Source organism: Marinobacter sp. L-46 (assembly GCF_056859535.1).
In genome coordinates this window covers 19,874-42,172 of the sequence record NZ_JBSXOP010000057.1, presented here as the reverse complement: position 1 = coordinate 42,172, position 22,299 = coordinate 19,874, and the positions used below count along the sequence as shown (strand labels likewise).

At 60.6% G+C, this 22,299-nt stretch carries 16 protein-coding genes and 1 pseudogene; 10 read left to right on the top strand and 7 right to left on the bottom strand.

Annotation, left to right across the window (positions count from 1 at the left end; genetic code table 11):
* Positions 1-79 precede the first annotated feature (79 nt).
* The gene (locus AC13DJ_RS08570; RefSeq protein WP_022990581.1) at positions 80-739 is read left to right on the top strand and encodes an energy-coupling factor ABC transporter permease; all 660 of its coding nucleotides are present in this window, start codon (positions 80-82) and stop codon (positions 737-739) included.
* On the opposite strand, the gene AC13DJ_RS08565 is transcribed toward AC13DJ_RS08570, so the two are convergent.
* The 5 genes from AC13DJ_RS08565 to gdhA all read right to left on the bottom strand — a co-directional run bounded on the left by AC13DJ_RS08565 (position 736) and on the right by gdhA (position 8,883).
* Positions 736-2,838, bottom strand: coding sequence for a putative bifunctional diguanylate cyclase/phosphodiesterase (locus AC13DJ_RS08565; protein ID WP_482934105.1), 2,103 nt, complete (start codon positions 2,836-2,838; stop codon positions 736-738). The genes AC13DJ_RS08570 and AC13DJ_RS08565 overlap by 4 nt on opposite strands.
* Positions 2,839-3,088: 250 nt before the next feature.
* Entirely contained in the window at positions 3,089-3,622 is a 534-nt protein-coding gene (locus AC13DJ_RS08560; protein WP_232901682.1) for a response regulator transcription factor, read from the bottom strand.
* Positions 3,615-4,889, bottom strand: a complete 1,275-nt coding sequence (locus AC13DJ_RS08555) for a sensor histidine kinase (RefSeq protein WP_482934104.1) — start codon at positions 4,887-4,889, stop codon at positions 3,615-3,617. Before AC13DJ_RS08555 ends, AC13DJ_RS08560 begins: the two co-directional genes overlap by 8 nt.
* Before the next feature lie 63 nt (positions 4,890-4,952).
* Positions 4,953-7,526 carry a PEP/pyruvate-binding domain-containing protein gene (locus AC13DJ_RS08550; RefSeq protein ID WP_482934103.1) on the bottom strand — a complete coding sequence of 858 codons (2,574 nt, stop codon included), beginning with the start codon at positions 7,524-7,526 and terminating at the stop codon, positions 4,953-4,955.
* Positions 7,527-7,533: 7 nt separating this feature from the next.
* Entirely contained in the window at positions 7,534-8,883 is a 1,350-nt protein-coding gene (gene gdhA, locus AC13DJ_RS08545) for an NADP-specific glutamate dehydrogenase (RefSeq protein ID WP_482934102.1), read from the bottom strand.
* A 354-nt stretch (positions 8,884-9,237) separates the two neighbouring features.
* Between gdhA and AC13DJ_RS08540 the strand changes: the two genes are divergently transcribed.
* The 7 genes and pseudogenes from AC13DJ_RS08540 (at position 9,238) to AC13DJ_RS08510 (ending at position 16,892) form a co-directional block, all read left to right on the top strand.
* On the top strand, positions 9,238-10,578 hold the full coding sequence (locus AC13DJ_RS08540) for an ISNCY family transposase (RefSeq protein ID WP_482934101.1): 1,341 nt from the start codon (positions 9,238-9,240) through the stop codon (positions 10,576-10,578).
* A gap of 239 nt (positions 10,579-10,817) precedes the next feature.
* The gene (locus AC13DJ_RS08535; RefSeq protein WP_482932810.1) at positions 10,818-12,326 is read left to right on the top strand and encodes a TonB-dependent receptor domain-containing protein; all 1,509 of its coding nucleotides are present in this window, start codon (positions 10,818-10,820) and stop codon (positions 12,324-12,326) included.
* Between the two features lie 2 nt (positions 12,327-12,328).
* The gene (locus tag AC13DJ_RS08530) at positions 12,329-12,553 is read left to right on the top strand and encodes a TonB-dependent receptor (RefSeq protein ID WP_228285853.1); all 225 of its coding nucleotides are present in this window, start codon (positions 12,329-12,331) and stop codon (positions 12,551-12,553) included.
* A gap of 154 nt (positions 12,554-12,707) precedes the next feature.
* On the top strand, positions 12,708-14,339 hold the full coding sequence (locus AC13DJ_RS08525) for a BCCT family transporter (RefSeq protein ID WP_474540973.1): 1,632 nt from the start codon (positions 12,708-12,710) through the stop codon (positions 14,337-14,339).
* A gap of 63 nt (positions 14,340-14,402) precedes the next feature.
* Positions 14,403-14,825, top strand: a complete 423-nt coding sequence (locus AC13DJ_RS08520; protein WP_482932811.1) for a permuted SH3 domain-containing protein — start codon at positions 14,403-14,405, stop codon at positions 14,823-14,825.
* Positions 14,825-15,283: pseudogene (locus tag AC13DJ_RS08515) on the top strand (efflux RND transporter permease subunit); the annotation flags it as partial. The gene AC13DJ_RS08520 and the pseudogene AC13DJ_RS08515, both read left to right, overlap by 1 nt.
* Before the next feature lie 13 nt (positions 15,284-15,296).
* On the top strand, positions 15,297-16,892 hold the full coding sequence (locus AC13DJ_RS08510) for an efflux RND transporter permease subunit (protein WP_482932812.1): 1,596 nt from the start codon (positions 15,297-15,299) through the stop codon (positions 16,890-16,892).
* 5 nt (positions 16,893-16,897) lie between these two features.
* Here AC13DJ_RS08510 and AC13DJ_RS08505 read toward each other — a convergent pair whose 3' ends face one another.
* Positions 16,898-17,344, bottom strand: coding sequence for a potassium channel family protein (locus AC13DJ_RS08505; RefSeq protein WP_482932813.1), 447 nt, complete (start codon positions 17,342-17,344; stop codon positions 16,898-16,900).
* 136 nt (positions 17,345-17,480) lie between these two features.
* On the opposite strand from AC13DJ_RS08505, the gene AC13DJ_RS08500 reads away from it, so the two are divergent.
* Together AC13DJ_RS08500 and AC13DJ_RS08495 are read left to right on the top strand one after the other, a co-directional pair.
* On the top strand, positions 17,481-18,719 hold the full coding sequence (locus AC13DJ_RS08500) for an efflux RND transporter periplasmic adaptor subunit (RefSeq protein WP_482932814.1): 1,239 nt from the start codon (positions 17,481-17,483) through the stop codon (positions 18,717-18,719).
* A complete protein-coding gene (locus AC13DJ_RS08495) occupies positions 18,716-21,877 on the top strand; it encodes an efflux RND transporter permease subunit (RefSeq protein ID WP_482932815.1) in 3,162 nt (1,053 codons plus the stop codon). Before AC13DJ_RS08500 ends, AC13DJ_RS08495 begins: the two co-directional genes overlap by 4 nt.
* A gap of 10 nt (positions 21,878-21,887) precedes the next feature.
* Here the strand turns inward: AC13DJ_RS08495 and AC13DJ_RS08490 are convergent, their stop codons facing one another.
* Positions 21,888-22,283, bottom strand: coding sequence for a YkvA family protein (locus AC13DJ_RS08490; RefSeq protein ID WP_022990594.1), 396 nt, complete (start codon positions 22,281-22,283; stop codon positions 21,888-21,890).
* Positions 22,284-22,299: the final 16 nt, after the last annotated feature.

Here is a 22,299-nt window from a genome sequence, read left to right as displayed (position 1 = left end):
CAGTGATCCCATTGACCGGCGCGGGGGTATGTTGAACACTGCCCCGGTGTTTCTTGGCGCTAGTAACCGGTGACCACTGATGGGAATGACTGACAACCTGCTCTCCACTGGCCAGTGGCTGTTCACGGCACTGCTGTTTGTGCTGGTTCTGATTGCCGCCCTCCGGTCCGTGGACTGGCGGGCCTTCCGCAACGATGACGCGGCCCAGCACACGCTGTTTGGCGCTGCGGTGGTGTTGGGGTTTGTCTGGCAGTTAAGGGCGGGGATATCGCCCGGGCTGGCCATTCATATTTTCGGTATCACTGTGATTACCCTGATGGTGGGCTGGGCCCTGGCAGTGCTCGCCGGGTTGCTGGCGCTGGTGATTACGGTGATTACCGGGCGCGAACCGCTGATGATGTTTGCCGCCAACGGGCTGGTCACGGTAATGGTGCCGGCCCTGGTGAGCCACGGCATCATGCTGTGGGAGCGTCGGCGTAACTTCCGAAATTTCTTCGCTTATATCTTCTTTTGCGGGTTCTTCGGTGCCGGGCTGTCAGTGGCGGCGGCCGGGGTGGTGATGTGTTTGCTGCTCTGGACCAGCGGAGCCTATAGTTTCGACATGCTGGTGCACGAATACCTGCGCTACCTGCCGCTGTTCATGATTCCCGAAGGCTTTATCAACGGAGCCTTTGTGACCGGGCTGATGGTGTTCCATCCCGACCGGTTGAGTACCCTGGACCAGCGCCGGTATCGTTAGCGGGGCGGCTCCGGCTGGGCCTTGCAGGTGGCGTTCTCGCGCCACATGGCCAGCCAGGGCAGCACCTCGGAAGCCGGCATGGGCCGGGCCACGGCATAGCCTTGCACCAGGTTGCAGCCCATGGCCATGAGCGCTTCGGCCTGGGCCATGGTTTCCACGCCTTCGGCCAGGGTCGGTTTCTCGAAGCGCTGGGCCATGAAAATCACACTTTCCACAATCGCCCGGTCGCTGTCGTCCTGCAGCATGTCGCGGATGAAACTCTGGTCGATCTTGATCATGTTGATCGGCAGGGTGCGCAGGTAAGTCAGGGATGAGAACCCGGTTCCGAAATCATCCAGGGCAACCTGGAGGCCCAGGGTCTGGCACTTTGCCAGTACGTTCTCGGCGCGCTGAATGTCTTCCAGGGCGGTGGATTCCAGCACTTCCAGTGTGATCTGTTCCGGATTTACCTCCGGGTGGCTCTGCAGGTAGCTTTCCAGATAGGGCACAAAGCTCCGGTCCATCAGGTGCGGTGCGCCGATGTTAATGCTCACCGCAAGCTGCTCGCCGGCCTCGTTCCACAGGTTCATCTGGTGGATGGCTTCTTTCAGCACCCGGCTGCCCAGCGGTACTTCCAGATGGCTGTTCTCTACCGCAGGCAGGAACTCCCCGGGCGTGGTCAGACCCCTGGCCGGGTGGTTCCAGCGGATCAGGGCTTCAAAGCCCACCACCTGGCAGTCTGCCAGCCGAACCTGGGGCTGGAAATACAGTTCGAATTCGTTGTGCTCCAGCGCATTGCCGATTTCCACCAGCTGGTTGCGGCGCTGGCGCCGGAAGGCGTCTTCACCGGGGTCGAAAATGTGGAACTGGTTACGGCCTTTTTCCTTGGCCGCGTACATGGCCTGGTCGGCGTGGCGGATCAGGCCTTCGGCGTCGGTGTTGTCGTCCGGATAAATGGCGGCGCCCAGGCTGGCGGTGATCGTAATAAAGGTATCCGCCACCGGGATCGGCTGGCTCACTTCCGACAGCAGTCGCTGATAGACGATTTCCGGGTTGTCGCTCTGAACCAGGATGACAAACTCGTCGCCGCCGATCCGCGCGATGGTGTCGCCCCGTCGCAGACTGTGGGCCAGGCGGTCGGCCACGGTTTTCAGGGCCTTGTCGCCGGCGTCGTGGCCGAATTCGTCGTTGATGGCTTTGAAACCGTCAATGTCCAGGTAACACACCGAGAGCGAACGTTTCTGGCGGTCGGCGTGCTGGCGGGCCGTGCGCAGGCGTTCCACCAGCAACTGCCGGTTGGGCAGGCCGGTGAGTTCATCGTAGTTAGCAGCCCGGTCCAGGTCCCGGGCATGGTTTTTCAGTGCGGTGATGTCGGAAAATGACGCGACGTGGAAATATTGCCCCGGCTCTTCCAGGTGAACCCGGCTGACCGACAACAACTCCACATATTCCTCGCCATTCTTGCGCCGGTTCCACAGCTCGCCACGCCAGAAATCGTTTTGCTCGATAGAGCGCCACATGGACTGGTAATAGGCCTTGGAGTGCCGGCCGGAGCTGAGAATGTTCGGGTTCAGGCCCAGCACTTCTTCCCGGCGGTAGCCGGTGATGCGGGCGAAGGCCGGGTTCACATCCATGATGCGGTTGTGCTTGTCGGTGATCAGGATGGCCTCGTGGCTGCGGTCGAATACGCTGGCGGCAATGCGCAGGCCCCGCTCACCGTGCTTGCGGTCGGAAATATTGGTCTGGATGATGACAAAACCCGGGTCTACGCCCTCTGCTTTGCCGATCGGCATGCTGCAGGTGTGTACCCAATACGGGGTGCCGCTGGCGGTGTAGTGCAGGATGTCTTCTTCGAAGGGTTCGCCGTTGGCGAAGTGCGCCCGGATGCGGGCGACGGTTTCCTTGTCGGTGCCGGTTCCGGGTAACAGGTCAAACGGCTTTTTGCCCCGGATATCGGTCAGGGGGTAACCGGTATGGGCCTCAAACGCGCCGTTTACCCATTCGATGCGGGCCTCGCCATCCAGGATCAGCACCATGTTGCTGGTGGTGGTGGCCACCAGTGCCAGCCGGGCCGGGGAAATATCAGCAGTTGGTGCGACGTGTTCTGGACCTTTGGGCATCTCGGGTAAATCCGGTAATTGGCGGTTGGCTCTCCTCCCTGTGAGTGCGCCGGAAAGTATAGCAATCGCAATCAGTTTAACCGTCCGTAGAGGCCGAGATGGCCGCAGTGACAGTCAGCGGATTATCCATTTATTGCAAAAGTCAGGCGCCGCGCAATCCTAGCGTATACGCGAATTGCGGGCATTACACATTAGTCTGACGGAATTGATGTCCGTCAAAATCGTGTGGATTGAATAGCTTGCGTTGGGGTTATTGGCGCCACCGGGAGTGTTTCTGCAGCTTCCGTTGCAGGGTGCGGCGATGCATGTTCAGGGCCCGGGCCGTCGCCGAGATGTTGCCCTCGTGCTCATTCAGCACCCGCTGGATGTGTTCCCATTCCATTTCTTCCACCGAGGGTGGCTCCGGGCGCAATTCAGGCGGGGCTTCCAGTGGTTCAAAACCACTGATCAGCTGTTGAACGGTCACCGGTTTGCACAGGTAGTTGGCAGCACCCCGGCGCATGGCCTCCACGGCAGTGGCAATGCTGCCGTAGCCGGTGAGCACCAGTACGTCCAGGTCCGGGTTGGTGTCGAGAAGTTCCGGCAGCAACTGCAGTCCGCTCTCGCCGGCCAGGTTCAGGTCGAGCACGCAGCGGCGGATGTTGTGGGCATCCAGCGCATCCAGGGCGCTGTCGTGGTTGCTGGCGCTGATGGCCTCGATACCCTGCCGGGCCAGAGAGCGGCTCAGCACCTGCAGGAAGGCCTGGTCGTCATCAACAATCAGCCACTGTTCCTGTTCAGACATATTCCGGCTCTCCTGCAGTGGATGTCACGGCCTGTGGCAAATCGATCACCATGTTGGTTCCGGTGTTGCCGGTTCGGGCTTTCAGGTTGCCGCCCAGCCGCTGGATGGTGGCATTAGACAAAAACAGGCCAACTCCCAGACCGTTCCTGGAATCGACTATATCTTCGCCGGGTGCCCCGGCCAGGGCGGCCTCCAACCCTTCACCGTGGTCTTCGACCACAATCTCTATGCGGCCGTTATCGGTTTGCCGACTGCTGACTGCTACCCACTGGGGGCTGGCGGTCAGGGCATTGGCCAACAGGTTCAGGATGGCCTGGTCGAGGGTGGCGTCGACCGCAATGCGGGCATCGGGATGATCCTTTGCCCACTGGATAGGGCCGGACGGCCACAGCAGGGTGGCGGATTCCCGCAACCTGGCCAGCCACTCACCTACTGGCAGGGTTTCCAGTTGGGCGGTCTTGGCTTCTACGGCGGTTTTGGTGAGCTGCTGCAGGTGGCTGCTGCACAGCATCACTTGCTGGCTCATCATGTCCAGGTCTTCTTCCAGCTCCGGGTTGCCCTGGCCGCTGTGGGAACGGATTTCATCCAGTAGCAAAGTCATGGTGTTCAGTGGTGTGCCGAGCCGGTGTGCAACCGCCGCCGCCGACAGGCCAAGGGCAATCACCTGCTCATCCCGCAACCGGTTTTCCCGGAACCGGGACAGCTGGCTTTGCTGGTGTCGCAGGCGACGGGCCAGGGTGCCCACCACCAGCAACAGAATGCCGGCGGTCAGGGCAAAGGTCACCCACATGCCGACAAGGTGTAGCTGGGCGAGGTCGCCACCGTGGTGATCGTGCACCACCGGGGTGTGCCAGATGACCAGGGCGGTGTACACGGCAATGCCGGTGAGCGTTAGCGCAATGCTCTGGCGGGTTGGTACCAGGATAATGGCCACGGCAATGGGCAGCAGCAATACCGACACCAGCGGATTGGCATAGCCGCCGGTGTAGAACAGCCAGAGACCGATCAGGATCAGGTCCGTGGCCAGCGTCAGGCTGACCGGAACCGAGGATTCGGGCGGTTTGCGGTTGAACCAGAGCCAGCCAAGGGTGGCCAGCACGCCGTACAGCAGGCAAACCAGCAGGGCCTCGGCCCGGTGCGCCAGGGTGATGACGGATTCGGCAACGGCAATAGCCACCAGTTGCGTGGTGATGATGGCCAGCCGCATGCCCAGCAGGTAGCGGGCAGCCTGGCGAAAACCGGTCTGAGAGTGAGTGAGCCATTCCATTGGGGCATTCTAGCAGCAAGCGGCTGCGGCGCACCTGAACAACGTGCGACCTTTTGTCAGGGGTCAATCGGTGAAATAACACACCAGTTGCTGGCTGACCACATCGCCGGTCAGTTGCAGCTGGCCCCGGGTGATGTGATGGACTTCCACGGCTTCTGCAGCTTGCCCAGCCATTCCTGAAAGCTGGCAGGGTGGCAGGCGATCAGGGTGGTACTGGCAGTGGGCGGTATCCGGGAACAGGGCCGCATAGGCTATGCCGGTTTCCACCAGGTCCTGGAAGAAATGCGAACCGTAGGACAGGTCCGGCACCATGTCGCCGGCATTTTCGGACACTTCCACCAGCGCGGCCACGCCGGCAATGTCGGAAAACCGCACCGGAACACCCAGTTCCGGGCTGCTGGTGCCCCAGCGACCGGGGCCGACCAGCATCGTGGGTTCGGCTGAAGCCCTTACGGTTTCACCAACCAGCCGTGCTACCTCGTAGCGCTCATTGGTATTCAGGCCGGCATAGATGGCGGCGTTTACCCGGATCACCCTTGTGATGGCCAGGTTGATGTTGCCGCCCATGAAATGGCCCCGGGTCCGGAACAGCAGCCGGGGCTCGGGCAGCGGGTCCGGAATCTGCACCGGGCCGGTTTCGCCAATGGTGGCCAGTGGGCGGCATTGCACCAGGTTGAAAGACGGCTCTCCCTCAGCGTTCAGGTGCAGAGTAAATTCCACATCCACCGGATGCCGGTAACCGGCTTCCAGGGTGGCCAGCAGGCTCGATAGCCGGCTGATAAACCGGCTGCCCTGCACCAGCGGCCGGAAGGTCAGGCGCCAGACCGGGCCATCAAGGCCGATCTGCTCGGCCCTGGCGGTGGCGTCCCGGTCGATTTCGGCAAGGTGGTTCATGGGCAGGTTTGGCGCAGATGGAAGCATCTGGCTCAGGGGCCGGGTTTCGAGGCCCCCGGTTTCCAGGTCCAGCAGGTCCACCAGGTGCTGGGAGAACCGGAAGCTTTCGTCCTGGTTGCGGAACGGCTGCCGAGTGGGATGGTCCAGTGCCATCACGCAGGCGTGGTCGCCTTCAATACGGTCCACCGCCCGGGTGCCCAGGCCCATCACCAACCGCACCATGCCGGCTTTCGGGTCCATGTTGCTGTCCCAGGCAAAGGTGTTTCGGGACACCCCCACGCCGGCGGCATCCGGCAGGTAATAGCGGTTGTGGAACCGGCCGTTTACCCGCTGGATCAGCAGTGCCATGGGTTCTTCCCGCTGGTCCAGGCCCCGCTGTTTGCGGTACACCAGCGCATCTGTGCTCATGGACGATGCATACACCTGCCGGATGGCATCTTCCAGCGCGGCCAGTCGCTGTTCTGGCGAGCCCTGGTTGACCAGGAACACGCTGTCGTACTTGCCCGCAAAGGCATTGCCGAAACCGTCTTCCTGCAGGCTGGATGAGCGCACCAGGATCGGGTACTGGCCGTAGTGGTCCAGCAGGCGCTCCAGGTCTGCCCGGATTTCATCGGGAAAGCGGCCTTGCAGAATACCGTTTTGCAGGGCCGGGGCTTCTGCCAGGTAACCGGTGGCGGAGCGCTGGCGCATGATCGCCGGCCACAGGCCGTTGTGCACCAGGAAGGCATAGTAAGCATCGGTGCCCAGATAGCTGGAGTCGTGGGGTTCCAGCATCTCCTGCCATTGTTGCGGATCGTCTTTCAGCAGGATGTTCCGGGCAATCAGCATACCCGTGGCCTTGCCGCCGATATATCCGCTGCCCACCAGCCGGCCGCAGATGGCCAGCAGGTCTTCCAGCGACAGATAACGGCGGGCCAGTTCCAGTATCTGCGGGTCCCGGCTGACCAGAACCTGCAGCACCTGCTCCTGCAGGTTGGCAATGGCGGCGGGATCGTTTTCGGACAGGGCCCGGCTGGCGTCCTGGAACAATCGGTCCCAATAATCCAGAAGGGGCTGCCGGTGCAGGCTTTCCTGTTCCAGGCTGGCCTGTAGCCGGGTGGCATCGCTGCTGTCGGTAATCGGGCAGAACTGGCCGTTATGCTCCCGGTGGGGCAGGAACATGGTGGGAGATTGCCGCCTCCAGGCCTTGATGGGCTGAACCTGGACGTCCTCACCATGGCGATGGACATCAATCATCACCTGAGTGGTCTGGCGGATTCGGTCCAGGGTCATGCGCGAATGGCGGTCCGGGTGAAGGGCAAACCAGGCAACGGTGTCCAGCTCGAACAGAAACGGACACACCACCCGGAAGAAATTACCCACCATGGCATCGGTGGCCCAGGCGTTGAGCAACTCGCTCAAGCTGTCGCACACGTAAAAGGCACCACGGCCATGTTGTTCGATCAGGCGCCAGACCCGGCTGGTAAAACTTTCAAAACCGCCAAGGGCGTCGATTTCGATCGTGCGGACGGCAGGGTGGTTTTCAATGATCGGCGGATGGTCGCCAAACCGGAGGTAGAGAATCTGCCGGCCGGCATCGGCGGCGGCATCAACGAAGGGAAGGACGAAACGGCGATAGTCATCAAGGTGGGAAACCCGCCAGACAACGTTATCGCCGATTCTGAGGTAATCCAGAACCTCGTCCAGTCCGGCCAGACCGGTAGATACCCGGTCTTCGGACTGGCGAGGTTCTTCGCCGTTCATGGCAGGATCAGATCACGCCCATGGCGTTCATGGCCTTGGCAACCCGCAGGAAGCCATTGATGTTGGCGCCCAGCACGTAGTTGCCTTCGGCGCCGAACTCGGCCGCGGTCTCGTAGCAGTTCTTGTGGATATCAATCATGATTTCCTCAAGGCGCTTCTGGGTGTAATCGAAGGTCCAGGAGTCACGGCTGGCGTTCTGCTGCATTTCCAGCGCAGAGGTGGCAACACCACCGGCGTTGGCTGCCTTGCCCGGGCCGTAGGCGATCTTGGCGTCCTGGAAGATGATGATGCCTTCCGGGGTGGTCGGCATGTTGGCACCTTCAGCAACGGCGATACAGCCGTTTTCGACCAGGGTCTTGGCATCGCTGCCGTTGAGCTCGTTCTGGGTGGCGCAAGGCAGGGCCACGTCACACGGAACGCTCCAGATGTTGCCGTCTTCCACGTACTTGGCGTCTTTGTGGAACTCGGTGTAGGCACTGATGCGACGACGCTCAACTTCCTTGATACGCTTGAGGGTCTGCAGGTTGATGCCGTTCTCGTCTACGATCATGCCCTGGGAGTCGGAGCAGGCAATGACCTTGGCGCCCAGCTCGTGGCACTTGTCGATGGCGTAGATGGCCACGTTACCGGAGCCGGAAACCACGACAGTCTTGCCTTCCAGGGAGTCACCACGGGCTTTCAGCATTTCGTGGGTGAAGAATACAGTGCCGTAGCCGGTGGCTTCGGTACGGGCACGGCTGCCGCCCCAGTCCAGGCCCTTGCCGGTGAACACGCCGGATTCGTAACGGTTGGTGATGCGCTTGTACTGGCCGAACAGGTAGCCAATCTCGCGGCCGCCCACGCCGATGTCGCCGGCAGGAACGTCGGTGTACTCGCCCAGGTGACGGTACAGTTCGGTTATCAGGCTCTGGCAGAAACGCATGATTTCGTCGTCGGACTTGCCCTTCGGATCGAAGTCGCTGCCACCTTTACCGCCGCCGATGGGCAGGCCGGTCAGGGCGTTCTTGAAGATCTGCTCGAAGCCCAGGAACTTGATGATGCCCAGGTAAACGGACGGGTGGAAACGCATGCCGCCCTTGTAGGGCCCCAGGGCGCTGTTGAACTCAACGCGGAAGGCACGGTTGATGTGGATCTCACCACTGTCGTCCTGCCAGGGTACACGGAAGATGATCTGGCGCTCTGGTTCGCAGATGCGCTGGATGATCTTCTTGTCGGCGAACTCGGGGTACTTCACCAACACAGGCCCCAGAGTTTCCAGCACTTCATGAACTGCCTGGTGGAACTCTTTCTCACCGGGGTTGCGGTGCAGAACGTCCTGGTAAATCGGTTCCAGCTTTTCGTCGAGTTTTGCTGTCATGGGATAAGCCCTCGGAATTCGCGTATTGAAGGCCGCAAGAATTTGCGACCACCCAAAAAAAGGGACGAGATTTCACCACATCTGACGGTAGTTTTGCAAGTGCAGGGCGAAACAATGTGCTTCTGCACCTATCGGAGATACCCCCAAAGAGGTGCGGCATTGTGTCTCAAGCCAGGCTTAAGGAAGGGTCTTACAATTCCGGATCATTAGTCATGCAACTAACTAGTGCCCATCCAGAAACTAATAAACAACTGATTTTCAGGTAATATTTCTGAGGAAGGGTAAAAGAATCCTCTTGGCTCTGGTATGTTTAAAGTGCGAACCAAAAACAGCCAACAACCAAGAGGATCCGGCATGCGAGAGACCCGCAATGCTCAGGCCAGTATATTCGAACATTACTCGAATCACGAGTATGGCGTCAGACTCTGGAAGCTATCGGAGGTCCTGGACAGGCATCCCGAGATTCTGGATCTGGTTGCCGCAGATTTAATAGACGCGTCCGCATCAGCCGTGGGACGGACGGGTCTCAGCGTAGAGAGTGTTCTGCGCTGCCTGCTGTTGAAGCAGCAAAGGGGTTTCAGCTATGAACAGCTGGCTTTTCATTTGTCGGATTCAGTGACCTATCGAACGTTTACCCGTTTGCCGGCTTACCTGTCACCCAGCCGGTCCTGCCTGCAGTCGACGATCCGCAGCATCACGCCAGAAACCCTGGAACGGGCGCATCAAGTGCTGACAAGGAGCCTGCTGGACACGGGCATGGCTTCACTGGATAAGCTGCGCATCGACAGTACTGTGGTGGCCAGTCATATTGCTCCGCCCAGTGACAGCCAGTTGCTGAATGATGGCGTTCGTGTGATCAGTCGGCTGCTGGCAAAAAGCAAAACCCAAACCGGCTTGAACATCCGCTTTACCGACAAACGTAAAGCAGCAAAGTCACTGGCCTTTCGCATATTCAACGCGAAAAAGGCGACCAAGGACGAACTCTATCCCGACTTGCTGAAGATCGCGCGAATGGTATTGAGGCAGGCGGATCGCGGACGACAGCAGGTGATCGAAGGCGGGAGTGGAACAGCGGCCCAGCAGAAATGGCTTGGCGCTCTGGCGCACTACACAGAGCTGACATCGCGTGTGATTGAGCAGACCGAACGCCGTGTCATCCAGGGTGAACGGGTTCCCTCCATGGACAAGATCGTCAGCCTGTTCGAATCCCACACAGACGTCATCGTCAAAGGGTTCCGCGACGTGCAATACGGCCACAAGATCAACCTGAGCAGTGAAGTGAGAGGTTTTATCACCGCGTTAACCATCGAAGAGGGTAACCCCGGTGACAAGACCCTGTTCCTGCCGGTTCTGGACTATCATCACTCTGTTCTGGGTAAGTTGCCCCGTTCAGTGGTCGCCGATGGCGGCTACGCCAGTCAGGCGAACGTCGCAGCCGGACGCGCCATGGGGCTTAAACACGTGGTATTTCACAAGCCCGTTGGCGTATCGCTCACCGCCATGGGCGTGAAGTCGAAAACCTTTAACGCATTACGTCATTTCCGAGCCGGAATCGAAGGCAATATCTCGGAGCTAAAAAGAGCCTTCGGAGCCACGAAAGCGAAGTGGAAAGGTCACGATGGCTTCAAAGCGTTTGTCTGGGCCTCGGCTCTGAGCTATAACCTGGTGCGGCTGGCGCGACTCAGTCCGGATTAGCCGACAGGTTTGGACTCAAAAGCTGTAAACGGGACGTATGGGAACGCCATGCAATGCACGCTCGTGGCCTGAATTTGGACTGATTGATCAAATAATGGTCAAGTTGATCGATATTCAGCTTGTCGCCAATTTATTGAAGGCACTCAGTTCAGTCCCCATTTCCAGAAATGAGCTGAACTGGCTGAAAATGCGTGTTTCTGGATGGACACTAACTAAAACGATCCAAGGACTGCCAACGGATGTTGAGACAAACCCGCCTGGCTCGCTGTATCAGCCTTGTGATGGCCGGCTATACCGTCGCTCCCCTTGCCAATGCCCAGTCCGAAGCTGAAAACCCGGTGCTCATCCGGGTAACCGAAGGCCAGTCCGCCGAAGCGGCCAGGCTTTCTGCGGCGGCTATCCAGACCGAGCCGGTACAACGGTTGTCGTCTGATGCGTCTGTGTCGTTGTCCCGTATGGGTGGCCGTGGCCTGGACCCGGTAATCCGTGGCCAGAACGAGGAGCGGGTTGAGGTGTTGCTGGACGGCATGCGGGTGGAAGGCGCCTGCCCGAGCCGGATGGACCCGCCCACCAGCCGTCTGAGTACGGCGCTGGCGCCGGTGCTGGAAGTGCGCACCAGCAACCGCACCCTGCGCTGGGGCCCGATTGCCGGTGGCCAGGTGGTGGCGACCACGGCCGCACCGGAATTTGCCGATGACAATGTGACGGCAGGCCATCTGACCATTGGTGGTGCCGATAACGGTGAAGGCAAGCTGGTGAATGGCAGCGTAGCGGCCGGTAGCAAGGAGGCCTTCATTCGATTGGCCGGCGGCTACGACGAAGCCGACGACTACGAAGGCGGCGACGGTAACGAAGTCCGCAGCTCCTACGAAAACACCGAAGGCCGGGTGGATGGTGCGTGGACAGCTGATAACGGCTTCTACATCAAAGGCATGGTCAGCCGCCAGGAAGAGCGGGATGTCAGCTTCCCGGGCCGTGGTATGGACGCGCCGAAAACCGACACCGACCTGTACCGGATGGAGCTGGGTGCGCCCGTTGCCAACGGCGGCTGGAACCTGATGGCCTGGCAGGCGGACGTTGACCATGTGATGGACAACTTCAGTCTGCGCGAGCAAACGGCTCCCATGAAAATGTTGACCGCCTCGGAGACCCGTACTCAAGGCGTGCGGCTGGTGCTGGATCAGACCATCAACTACACCAAAGACATTGCCATCGGTGTGGATGTGGAAAGCAACGACTGGGATGCCGCCCTGAACAACGTGGATAAAGATGTTGTGGCCTCTTACATGTGGCCTGGCGTTGAGCGGGATCGTGTGGGTGTGTTTGTTGAAGCCTTCCACCAGATCCGCATGAACACCCGGTTGGGTGCCGGTATTCGTTACGACCGCGTAGAGATGCAGGCCACCAAGGCTGACCAGACCTACATGCTTAAAAAGCCAGATGGAACCATGGTGTCGATGAGTGCGGCCAAGGCTTATGAGCAGGTATATGGCACCACCAGAACCGATGCCAATGATGACAATGTCAGCGGTTTTGTCAGCGGTGAGTGGCGATATGCGCCGAACCGTAGCCTGGATGTCGTGGCCAGCCACAGTGTGCGCAGCCCTGGAGTGACCGAACGCTACGTCAACAAAATGCTGGGTTGGGTGGGTAACCCGGGCCTGGATACCGAAAAGCACAACAAGCTCGAAATCAGCTTGTCGGGCCGTGAAGGCAACTGGAACTGGCGCGCCGGCAGGATCGGGTAGACATGGAGTCTGGCCTTGATCCCGGCACCTCGCCGGGCTACGGCGTGTTCAACCTGTCCGGTACCCATCCGCTGATGGCTAACCTGAGCCTGACCTGGGCGGTGGACAACGTGTTCGACAAGACCTGGGCATCTCACGTGAGCAAAGCGGATGCCCTGGGCCAGGCGTTTTTCAAGGTCAACGAACCCGGCCGTACCGTGCGCGCAGCACTCACGGCCCGGTGGTAAAGACGATTATGGCGGTTACCCGCTTCTCATAGCCGGCGGGTGACATTTATACCCCGGGCAGATGTTGAGTCTGTCCGGGTTTTTTTTGTGCTTTTCTGCAGGGGGACTAGAATGGGGCGCTATAAATTCAGCAGTATCGGATAACAGGGTGGTTATGAGTCATCGTCCCGGTTGGGTTTTCTACAGTTCATTTGTTCTTCTGGCGGTCTTTGTGGTGGCCGGCGGGCTGATGCCAGACCAGTTGTCCTCCTATGCCCACAAGGCCCTGGAGTTCACCACCCTGCACTTTGGCTGGTTGTACCTGTTTGCCACCTCGGGTTTCCTGGTGTTCTGCATAGCGATTGCTGGCAGTGACTACGGCCGGATACGACTGGGGGCCGACGGCGAGGCGCCGGAGTTCTCCTACCTGACCTGGCTGGGCATGATCTTTTCCGCCGGTATGGGGGTGGGGCTGGTGTTCTGGGCGGTGGCCGAGCCCATGAGCCACTTTGTTTCGCCGCCGTTTGGTTCTGCTGAACCGGAAAGCCCGCAGGCGGCCAGTATGGCCATGCGCTATTCGCTGTTTCACTGGGGCTTTCACCAATGGGCCAATTTCGCGCTGGTAGGGCTGGCCATTGCCTATGTGCGTTTCCGGCTGCAGCGCCCCGGCCTGATCAGTGAAGCCTTCCGCTCCACCATGGGCGACCGGGTGGATTCCGGTGCCGGCCATGCCATCAATATCCTGGCGGTGGTCTCCACGGTATTCGGGGTTGCCACCACACTCGGGCTGGGGGTTATCCAGATCAACAGTGGTCTGGGGGCGGTGGCCGGCACGGCATTCGGGGTCAGCCAACAGCTGTTCATCCTGGCGGGTGTGGCCGCGGTATTTCTGCTGTGTTCGCTGGCGCCGCTGGAAAGCGGTATCCGTTACGTGAGTGATGCCAACATGGTGCTGGCGGCGGGTTTGCTGGTATTCGTGTTTTTCTTCGGGCCCACCGATTTCATTACGGCGGCCATGACCAATGCCATCGGGGATTATTTTTCCAACATGGTGGGCATGAGCCTGGTGATGACGCCCTACACCGGCGATGACTGGGTAGAGCGCTGGACCATTTTCTACTGGGCCTGGGGGCTGTCGTGGGCGCCGTTTGTGGGCAGCTTTATTGCCCGGATTTCCCGCGGTCGCACCATCCGAGAGTTCGTGTTCGGGGTGATCGGTATGCCGGTGCTGCTGAGTATTGTCTGGTTCTCCACCTTTGGCGGTTCAGCGCTGTATTTCGAACTGTTCGAGGGCGCGGCGCTGGGCGAGGCGGTCACCACGGAAATGAGTTCGGCCTTGTTTGCCACCCTGGAATACCTGCCGGGTACTGCCATTCTGGGCGGGCTGATGCTGGTGCTGATCGTATTGTTTGTTATCACTTCTGCTAACTCGGCTACCTTTGTGTTGGGGATGTTCACCAGCAAGGGGGTGCTCAACCCGAAACGCTGGTCCCGCTTGACCTGGGGCATAGTGCAGGTGTCTGTGGCCGGTGTACTGTTGCTCAGTGGCGGGCTGGAGGCGCTGCAGACCATCTCCATACTGGCGGCCTTTCCGTTCATGGTGCTGATGATCTTCATGGCAACGGCACTGTTGAAGTCCCTTCGCAACGAGCAGCGCCAGATCGAGCTGCACGAGGCCATGACCCGGGAACGCCTGCTGCGGTTGCTGGCGGAAAGTGACGACCTGGGTGACAAAGGCTGGAAACCGGCCGAAGAGGGCGGCTCAGAGGCTCCGCCGGAACAGCCGGAAAATAACCCCCGGGCCTGATTTCATCGGGTGAAAAGGGTGCTAGAATTCGGTTATTAGCAAATACCAAAAGGGAATAAGTTGATGGCTAAGCGCGCGCTGATCGGATGGATGCTGGCACCCTGGTTACTCTTTCCCATCGCAGCTCCGGCACAGGATCTCCAGGCCACGCCGGTAAACCGGGCGCCGTTCAATGAAACCGTACATCTTGACGGGCTGATTGAGGCCGTTCAGCAAAGCACGGTGTCGGCCAAGACCAGCGGTACGGTGGTCGAGCTGCCGTTTGATGTGGACGATTCGGTAGCAGCCGGAGACCTGATCGTGCGCCTTGAAGACAGCCAGGATCAGCCCCGTCTGCGTCAGGTTCGCCTGGGTGTTCGTGAGAACGACCGGCTGGAGGTGCTGGCGGGGCTTTCGGAAGGCGAACGGGTGGTGACCAATCCGGATGAGCTGGTGGGCAGCGAACGCTTGAGCCCGTCTGAAAACGCCCGGGCTGAAGGGGAGTAATGGCCGTGAGTGATAACCTGCCGCCGGTCGGCCCGTCCGGAGCCATTGCCCGGGTATTCCAGAACAACCACCTGACGCCGCTGCTGGCGATCCTTGCGATTATTCTTGGTGTCCTGTCTGTCGTGGTGACACCCAAGGAAGAAGAGCCTCAGATCGATGTCACCATGGCGGATATCATGGTGGCCATGCCGGGCGCCAGCACCCGGGAGGTTGAAAGCGCCATTGCCACACCTGCCGAGCAGGTAATGAGCGAAATCAAGGGTGTGGAACACGTGTATTCTGTGTCCCGCCAGGGCCAGGCGGTGATCACCGTGCAGTTCGAGGTGGGCATCGCCCGCCAGGACGCACTGGTTCGGCTGTACAACCAGGTGTATTCGAACCAGGACTGGTTGCCACAGAATCTCGGCGCCTCCCAGCCGGTCATTAAGCCCCGGGGCATTGATGATGTGCCGGTGATGACCTTGACGCTGTATGACCCCACCGGCACCCACAGCGGGGAAGAACTTACCCGCCTGGCGCCGGCGTTTGCTGGCGCTTGGGGTGGTCCTGCTCACTCTGGGCGCGGCCTCTTTGCCGGTATTCCAGGCGGTGATCCTGAAAATGCTGCCTTTCGACAACAAGTCGGAATTGCAGGTGGTGGTGGATATGCCCGAGCGCACACCCATGGAGCAAACCCAGCGGGTGCTGACCGAAATGGGCCATTACCTGGAAACCGTGGACGAAGTGGATAACTGGCAGGCCTATGCCGGTACCGCTTCACCGATCAATTTCAACGGCCTGGTGCGCCAATATTATCTGCGCAGCGAGCCCTACCAGGGTGATATCCAGGTCAACCTGGCCAGTGCGGAGGCGCGCAGCCGCCCCTCCCATGACATCACCCAGGCCCTTCGTGGCCCGCTTACCGAGATTGCTGACCGGTATGGCGCCAAGGTGAAAATGGTGGAAGTGCCGCCGGGGCCGCCGGTGATGTCGCCGCTGGTAGCGGAAGTCTACGCCGCCGATGGCTTCCGCCGGGCGGAGCTGGCCAACCTGATTGCCGGAGATATGGCAAACATTGAGGGGCTGGTGGATATCGACACCACCCTGGAAGCACCTACCCGGCAATGGGAAGTGGTGGTGGACCGGGCCCGGGCGGCCCGGTTGGGTGTGTCCCAGGCCCAGGTGGTGGCCACCCTGCAGACGACACTGGGCGGCATGAATGTCAGTTACCTGCACGATGAACAGGCCAAGTACCCGGTGCCGATCCGGGTGATTTTGTCTGAGGCCGACAAGGCCCAGCCGTCTGCCCTGTTGTCGATCAAGGTGCGCAGCCGCAGTGGCGAGCTGGTGCCACTGGCCAGTGTGGCCGAGGTGCGGGAAGCGGACTGGATGGGCGCTATCTATCACAAGGACTTGCTGCCGGTGACCTACGTGACGGCGGATATGGCCGGCGAGATTGATTCACCGCTATACGGCATGTTCCGGATGGTCAGTTTGCTGAACGAGCAGGAGCAGGCACCGGAGCAGTTCTTTATCCAGCAACCGCTGCTGCCGGAAAAAGGTACCCTGAAATGGGACGGCGAGTGGCAGATCACCTACGAAACCTTCCGGGATATGGGCGCTGCCTACAGTGTGGGTGTGTTCATGATCTTCGTACTGCTGGTGGCCCAGTTCCGCTCCTACATCCTGCCGCTGGTGATCATGGCGCCGATTCCGCTGACCATGATCGGCATCATGCCCGGCCATGCCCTTCTGGGTAAGGAGTTCACCGCCACCAGTATGATCGGCATGATCGCCCTGGCGGGGATTATCGTACGTAATTCCATCCTGCTGGTGGTGTTTATCAAGCAGCTGCTGGACGAAGGCATGGAGCTGGAGAAGGCGGTGGTGCTGGCCGGTGCCGTGCGGATCAAGCCCATTGCGCTGACGGCGGTGTCTGCCGTAGTAGGAGCTTACTTCATCCTCAGTGACCCGATCTTCAACGGCCTGGCGATTTCGCTGGTGTTCGGGCTGGCCATGTCCACGCTGTTCACGGTGATTGTGGTGCCGCTGCTGTACTACACCCTGGCCCGCTGCAAGTGGGTTTGAAGCCGCTAGCGGGCGGGCCAGTAGCGCTGCATTTCCAGGAACAGGAATGAGGCGCTCCAGGTCAGCAGCAGAAACCCGGTAAGTCCCTCAATGCCTGTCAGGTAGCGCAGCTGGCCGAGGGGCACAATGTCGCCGTAGCCCAGCGTGGTGAACGTGGTGAAGGAAAAGTAGACGCAATCGAGCAGGCTGCCCGAGAAGTTACCGGTCAGCAGGCCCCAGCCGTCGGCGTGGTGCATGAACCAGAATGTGGTGGCGAACACCCATACCTGCAGTGCGTGGGAAATCAGGCACCCCAATACCGCCACAATCAGGCGGAAATGGTGGCTCTTTCTCATTTTGCCGAGCATGGTGCTCAGGCGCAGCAAGGTTTCATTATGGATAAACACCACAATGCACACCAGGGCGCAGTTGAGCAGGACAACGTTCAGCAATGTGTCGTAGGTGCTCGGCATTGAGCGGGCTTCCTGATCAAGAAGGGGGCCTGTGTGAATTTGTCGCAGGGTGCGGTCAATCGGATCCGCCCTGAAAATTGTATAGTAGTTTTAGCGCGTTAACGCTACCCTGCCAACCGGAACAAGAAACCTGGCTATGTTGAAACGTCTGTTACCCCTGATCATCCTGGCTGTCGGTGTACTGGTTTTTATTGCCCTGAAAGCCACCCGTCCGGAACCGGCGGAGGTTACGGCCACGGAACGCAGCTGGCGTGTTGAGGTGCAAGCCATTACACCGGGCAGCCAGGTGCCGGTATTGCCCCTGTATGGCGAGGTGCTTGCGCCGGACCAGCAAACCATCACTGCCACGCTGGCGGGCCGAGTGGCGGAGCGCCCGGTGTCTGAGGGGATGAGCGTGAAACAGGGCGATTTGTTGCTGGCGCTGGACGAAGCGGACATCGGCCCGGCATTGGCCCAGGCCCGGGCCCAGGTGGATGACCTGGATGCCCAGATAAGCTCCGAACAGGTGCGCTACCGCAACGACCAGGAAGCCCTGAAAAGTGAGCAGGCCATTGTTGCCAATGCCCGGCGGCAGTTTGAGCGTATTGAGTCGCTGGTGGGGCGCAACATGGCCTCCCGTGAAAACCTTGAGGCGGCAACCGATGCCCTGGCCCGTGCCGAACTGACGGTCAGCACCCGGCAGCGGGCTATCCAGGAACACCCCGCCCGCCTGCAAAGCCTTGAGGCCAAACTGGCCCAGGCCCGGGCTAACCTGGCGGCCACGGAACGGGATGTCGACCGGGCCAGGGTGGTGGCACCGTTTGACGGTGTGGTGACCGGTATTGAGGTGGCCGTAGGCGATCAGGTATCTCGCAACGAGCCTCTTCTGACGGTTTATCCCACCCGGGGCCTGGAAGTGCGAGCCCGGGTGCCCCAGGTATTCCAGAACGAACTGATCACCGCGCTTGGGCAGGGGCAAACCCTGACCGCGATTTCAGATAATGGCCATGAATTCGTCCTGGCCCGCTTTGCCGGCCTGTCGGACCCCGCCGGCACCGAAGCCGTGCTGGAATTGCAGGGTGAACCCGGCGGCCTGCGCCCCGGGGCGTTGCTGCCCCTGACCCTTGAACGACCCGCCCGGCAACAGGCGGTGGACGTACCGTTCCGTGCCCTCTATGGCGCAGACAGCGTTTACCTGATGACCGAAGACGGCCGCATGCAGCGGGTTGAAGTAGAACGCATCGGTGAGGCCCGCAGCGAAAATGGCGAACGCCGGTTGCTGATTGCCGGAGAGCAGCTCACCCCCGGTGCCCGCCTGATCACCACCCACCTGCCCAATGCCGTGACCGGTTTGAAAGTCGAACTGGCAGATGCTGACGGGGAGCCTGCCCAGTGAAGCGCAAGCAGGGCGTAATCGGCTTCTTTGTTCATCACCGGGTTGCCGGCAACCTGGTGATGCTGGTGATGTTGCTGGGTGGCGCACTGGCGCTTACCCGCATGAATATCCAGTTTTTCCCCACTTTCGCCCTGGATGTGGTCAGTGTGCGGGTCGTCTGGAGTGGTGCGTCCGCTGAAGACGTGGAGCGCGGTATTACCGACCCGCTGGAGCAGCGCCTGCGCAGCGTCGATGGCCTGAAAAAGATGACTTCCACGTCCGCCCAGAGCGTGTCCTCCATCACGCTCGAATTTCATGAAGGCACCGACCCGATCCAGGCGGTGGACGATGTGCGTCAGCAGGTGGACGAGTTCAACAACCTGCCCGGCGACGCCGAGGAACCCCAGGTAGCCCGGGTGGAGCGTTATGAACCGGTGGCCCGGCTACTGGTATACGGCGAGGTGGACCGCAGCGAACTGCGCCAGTTGGTTTACCGGTTTGAAGACGAGCTGCTGGAGCGGGGTATCGACCGCATCAATATCCGTGGCCTGCCCGAACAGCAGGTCAGCGTGGATGTGCCGGTAGAACGGCTGGAAACCCTTGGGCTGTCGCTGGAGCAGATTGCTGACCGCGTTGCTTCCCTATCCCGGGATTTGCCGGCCGGCATGATGGCCCAGCAGGATGCCACCCGGGAATTGCGTTCGGTTGAGCAGCGTCGCAGCCCCCAGGCTTTTGAAACGATTCCGGTACTCAGCGGAGACCGCATTCGCTTGCAGCTGGGTGATATCGCCATCATTCGCCAGGAAGCCCGGGACAACCAGACGGTGATGGAAAACGAAGGCCTGCCGGCGGTGGAGCTGCAATTGCAGCGGGCGGAGAACGGCAATTCGCTGGCGGCGGCCCGGGTGTTGGAAAGCTGGCTGGAAGACACCCGCCCGGTATTACCACCCACCATCAAAATGCAGGTGTATGACGAAACCTGGCAGCTGCTGGAAGACCGGATTTCCCTGCTGGTGAACAATGGCCTAAGCGGCCTGGTGTTGGTGATCGCCCTGCTGTACCTGTTTCTGCCCGGGCGGGTGGCGGCCTGGGTGGCCATCGGTATTCCCACCGCCTTTATGGCCGCGCTGGCGGTGCTGTGGCTGCTGGGCGGCTCCATCAATATGATGTCGCTGTTTGCCCTGATCATGGCGCTCGGGGTTATCGTGGATGATGCCATCGTGGTGGGCGAGGATGCCGATGCCCATGCCCGCATGGGGGAGCAATCCATCTACGCCGCCGAAGGCGCCGCCAAGCGCATGGTATGGCCGGTGCTGGCCTCGTCCCTGACCACGGTGGCTGCCTTTATGCCGCTGCTGGTGGTGGGCGGCATTATCGGCAACATTCTGGGCGATATTCCGCTGGTGATGATCTGCGTACTGGTGGCGTCGTTGCTGGAATGCTTTGTGGTATTGCCGGCTCACCTGCGCCATGCCTTTGTGGTCAAGGACAAGGGCGACAAGCTACCGGAGCAGGGCGCCCGACCGCGCGGTAATCCGGTAAGCCGGTTCCGGGACCGGTTCGAGCAGAGCTTTGACCGTTTCCGGGAAGGCCCGTTCCGCCGGTTTTCCCGGTACAGCCTGAAACACCGCGGCGCCACCGTGGCCAGCGCCCTGGCCGTGGCGATTGTGACGGTGGGCCTGCTGGCCGGCGGCCGCCTGGGCTTTAACTTCTTCCCCACACCGGAGCCTTCCGTGTTCTATGCCAATGCCAGCTTTGTGGCCGGCACGGACAAAGGCACCGTGGAAGATTTCATGCGCCAGATGCAGCAGACCCTGAACGAAACCGAACAGGCCCTGGGCGGTAACCTGATCCGCCATGCGGTAACCACCTTCGGGGCCACCCAGGGTGCCGAGGGCAGCTCCCGTAACGATGACGAACTGGGTTCCATGCTGGTGGAGCTGGTGCCGTCGGACCGGCGGGACGTTCGCAACCCGGAGTTTATGCGGGAATGGCGCAGCCGCATGGCGCTGCCCGCCGGGCTGGATGCCCTGAACATCAATGAACGCCAGGCCGGGCCTCCGGGGCGGGATGTGAACGTACGCCTGACCGGCGATAACGCAGAAAACCTGAAACGGGCCGCGGATGAAGTGGCCCAGGCCCTGAGCACCCTGCCCGGGGTGCTGGATGTGGAAGACGACATGCCCTGGGGCCGGGAACAACTGATCTACCAGGTGAGCCCGTTTGGTGAGGCCCTGGGCCTGACCACGGTGGATCTTGGCCGGCAGTTGCGGGCCGCCTTTGACGGCCGGATCGCCCAGATCTACCAGGATGGTCGCGACGAAGTGGAAGTGCGGGTGCAGCTGCCCCGGGATCAGCGGGAACAGTATTCCACCCTCGAGCGCATGACCGTGCGCCTGCCCGACGGCCGGTTTGTGCCCCTGGCCCAGGTGATGAACCTGGATCACCGTCAGGGCTTCCAGGCTCTGCGCCACGCCGATGGCAAGCTGGCGGTGGAAGTGACGTCGGCACTCAATACCCGGGTGGCCACGACCGACCAGGTGATCGAGAGCCTGCAGGCCGGCGCGCTGCCGGACATTGCCAGCCGCTACGGCGTGCGTTACAGCTTTGAAGGCCGTTCCGCTGACCAGCGCGAAACCATGGACGACATGAAAACCGGCCTGGTGATCGGGGTTGCGCTGATGTACGTGGTGCTGGCCTGGGTGTTTGCGTCCTGGAGTTTGCCGCTGATCGTGATGGCCATCATCCCGTTCGCGCTGGTGGGCGCGTTGCTGGGGCATTGGGTCATGGGGCTTCAGCTGACGATTCTGTCACTGTTTGGTCTGTTCGGCTTGTCAGGCATCGTGGTCAACAACGCGATTATCCTGGTGGCTTTCTACAACCAGCAGCGACAGAAAGGCCTGGGCATTACCGATGCCCTGAACGAAGCGGCGGTGCAGCGGGTGCGGGCAGTGTTGCTGACCTCCCTGACTACCATCGGCGGTCTGTTGCCCCTGCTGTTTGAAACCTCCCTGCAGGCCCAGTTCCTGATTCCGATGGCGACATCCATCGCCTTTGGCCTGGGGTTGGCGACCTTCCTGGTGTTACTGGTGATTCCGGCACTGTTGTCCTGGGTGGAGCAGTTCCGGGAATGGCGGGCCAGCCGTCGGGGCCAGCAGCCGGAGGTGTCGGAAGCCTGAGTGTCGTTACTCAGGTTTCCTTAAGGTCTTTCCAGGCTGCGTACTTGTGCAGGTCGGATTCCACCAGTTTCAGGCACAGGGCAACCACGCCGGCATCATCCAGCAGGCCAAAGCCGAAAATGAGGTCCGGAATCAGGTCCAGCGGGTTCATCACGTACAGCAGCGCACCGGCGATGGCAGCAATGGATTTCCAGGGAATGGCCCGGTAGTCGCCGCGCCAGTAGTCCCGGATCAGTGAAAACATCAGATGGATGTCGGTGCCAAAGCGCTTGAGCTTGCCGCTGTTTTTCACTTTGTCTTCGATGGCTTTCTGTCGCTCCAACAGGGATTGCAGGTCCTCTTTCTGAACCTGGCTGGCTTCCTTGTCCAGCTGATGCTTAGCCGTTTTATCTGTAATCCACGCCATACACTCTTACCTTACT

What these genes read in the sequence shown, in the direction of transcription:
- AC13DJ_RS08550 (WP_482934103.1), bottom strand. Translation starts at nt 7,526, where the DNA reads ATGAACGGCGAAGAACCTCGCCAGTCCGAAGACCGGGTATCTACCGGT.
- AC13DJ_RS08520 (WP_482932811.1), top strand. Translation starts at nt 14,403, where the DNA reads ATGGCTAAGCGCGCGCTGATCGGATGGATGCTGGCACCCTGGTTACTC.
- AC13DJ_RS08570 (WP_022990581.1), top strand. Translation starts at nt 80, where the DNA reads ATGGGAATGACTGACAACCTGCTCTCCACTGGCCAGTGGCTGTTCACG.
- AC13DJ_RS08490 (WP_022990594.1), bottom strand. Translation starts at nt 22,283, where the DNA reads ATGGCGTGGATTACAGATAAAACGGCTAAGCATCAGCTGGACAAGGAA.
- AC13DJ_RS08500 (WP_482932814.1), top strand. Translation starts at nt 17,481, where the DNA reads ATGTTGAAACGTCTGTTACCCCTGATCATCCTGGCTGTCGGTGTACTG.
- AC13DJ_RS08555 (WP_482934104.1), bottom strand. Translation starts at nt 4,889, where the DNA reads ATGGAATGGCTCACTCACTCTCAGACCGGTTTTCGCCAGGCTGCCCGC.
- AC13DJ_RS08505 (WP_482932813.1), bottom strand. Translation starts at nt 17,344, where the DNA reads ATGCCGAGCACCTACGACACATTGCTGAACGTTGTCCTGCTCAACTGC.
- AC13DJ_RS08530 (WP_228285853.1), top strand. Translation starts at nt 12,329, where the DNA reads ATGGAGTCTGGCCTTGATCCCGGCACCTCGCCGGGCTACGGCGTGTTC.
- AC13DJ_RS08560 (WP_232901682.1), bottom strand. Translation starts at nt 3,622, where the DNA reads ATGTCTGAACAGGAACAGTGGCTGATTGTTGATGACGACCAGGCCTTC.
- AC13DJ_RS08510 (WP_482932812.1), top strand. Translation starts at nt 15,297, where the DNA reads ATGACCCCACCGGCACCCACAGCGGGGAAGAACTTACCCGCCTGGCGC.
- gdhA (WP_482934102.1), bottom strand. Translation starts at nt 8,883, where the DNA reads ATGACAGCAAAACTCGACGAAAAGCTGGAACCGATTTACCAGGACGTT.
- AC13DJ_RS08565 (WP_482934105.1), bottom strand. Translation starts at nt 2,838, where the DNA reads ATGCCCAAAGGTCCAGAACACGTCGCACCAACTGCTGATATTTCCCCG.
- AC13DJ_RS08525 (WP_474540973.1), top strand. Translation starts at nt 12,708, where the DNA reads ATGAGTCATCGTCCCGGTTGGGTTTTCTACAGTTCATTTGTTCTTCTG.
- AC13DJ_RS08540 (WP_482934101.1), top strand. Translation starts at nt 9,238, where the DNA reads ATGCGAGAGACCCGCAATGCTCAGGCCAGTATATTCGAACATTACTCG.
- AC13DJ_RS08535 (WP_482932810.1), top strand. Translation starts at nt 10,818, where the DNA reads ATGTTGAGACAAACCCGCCTGGCTCGCTGTATCAGCCTTGTGATGGCC.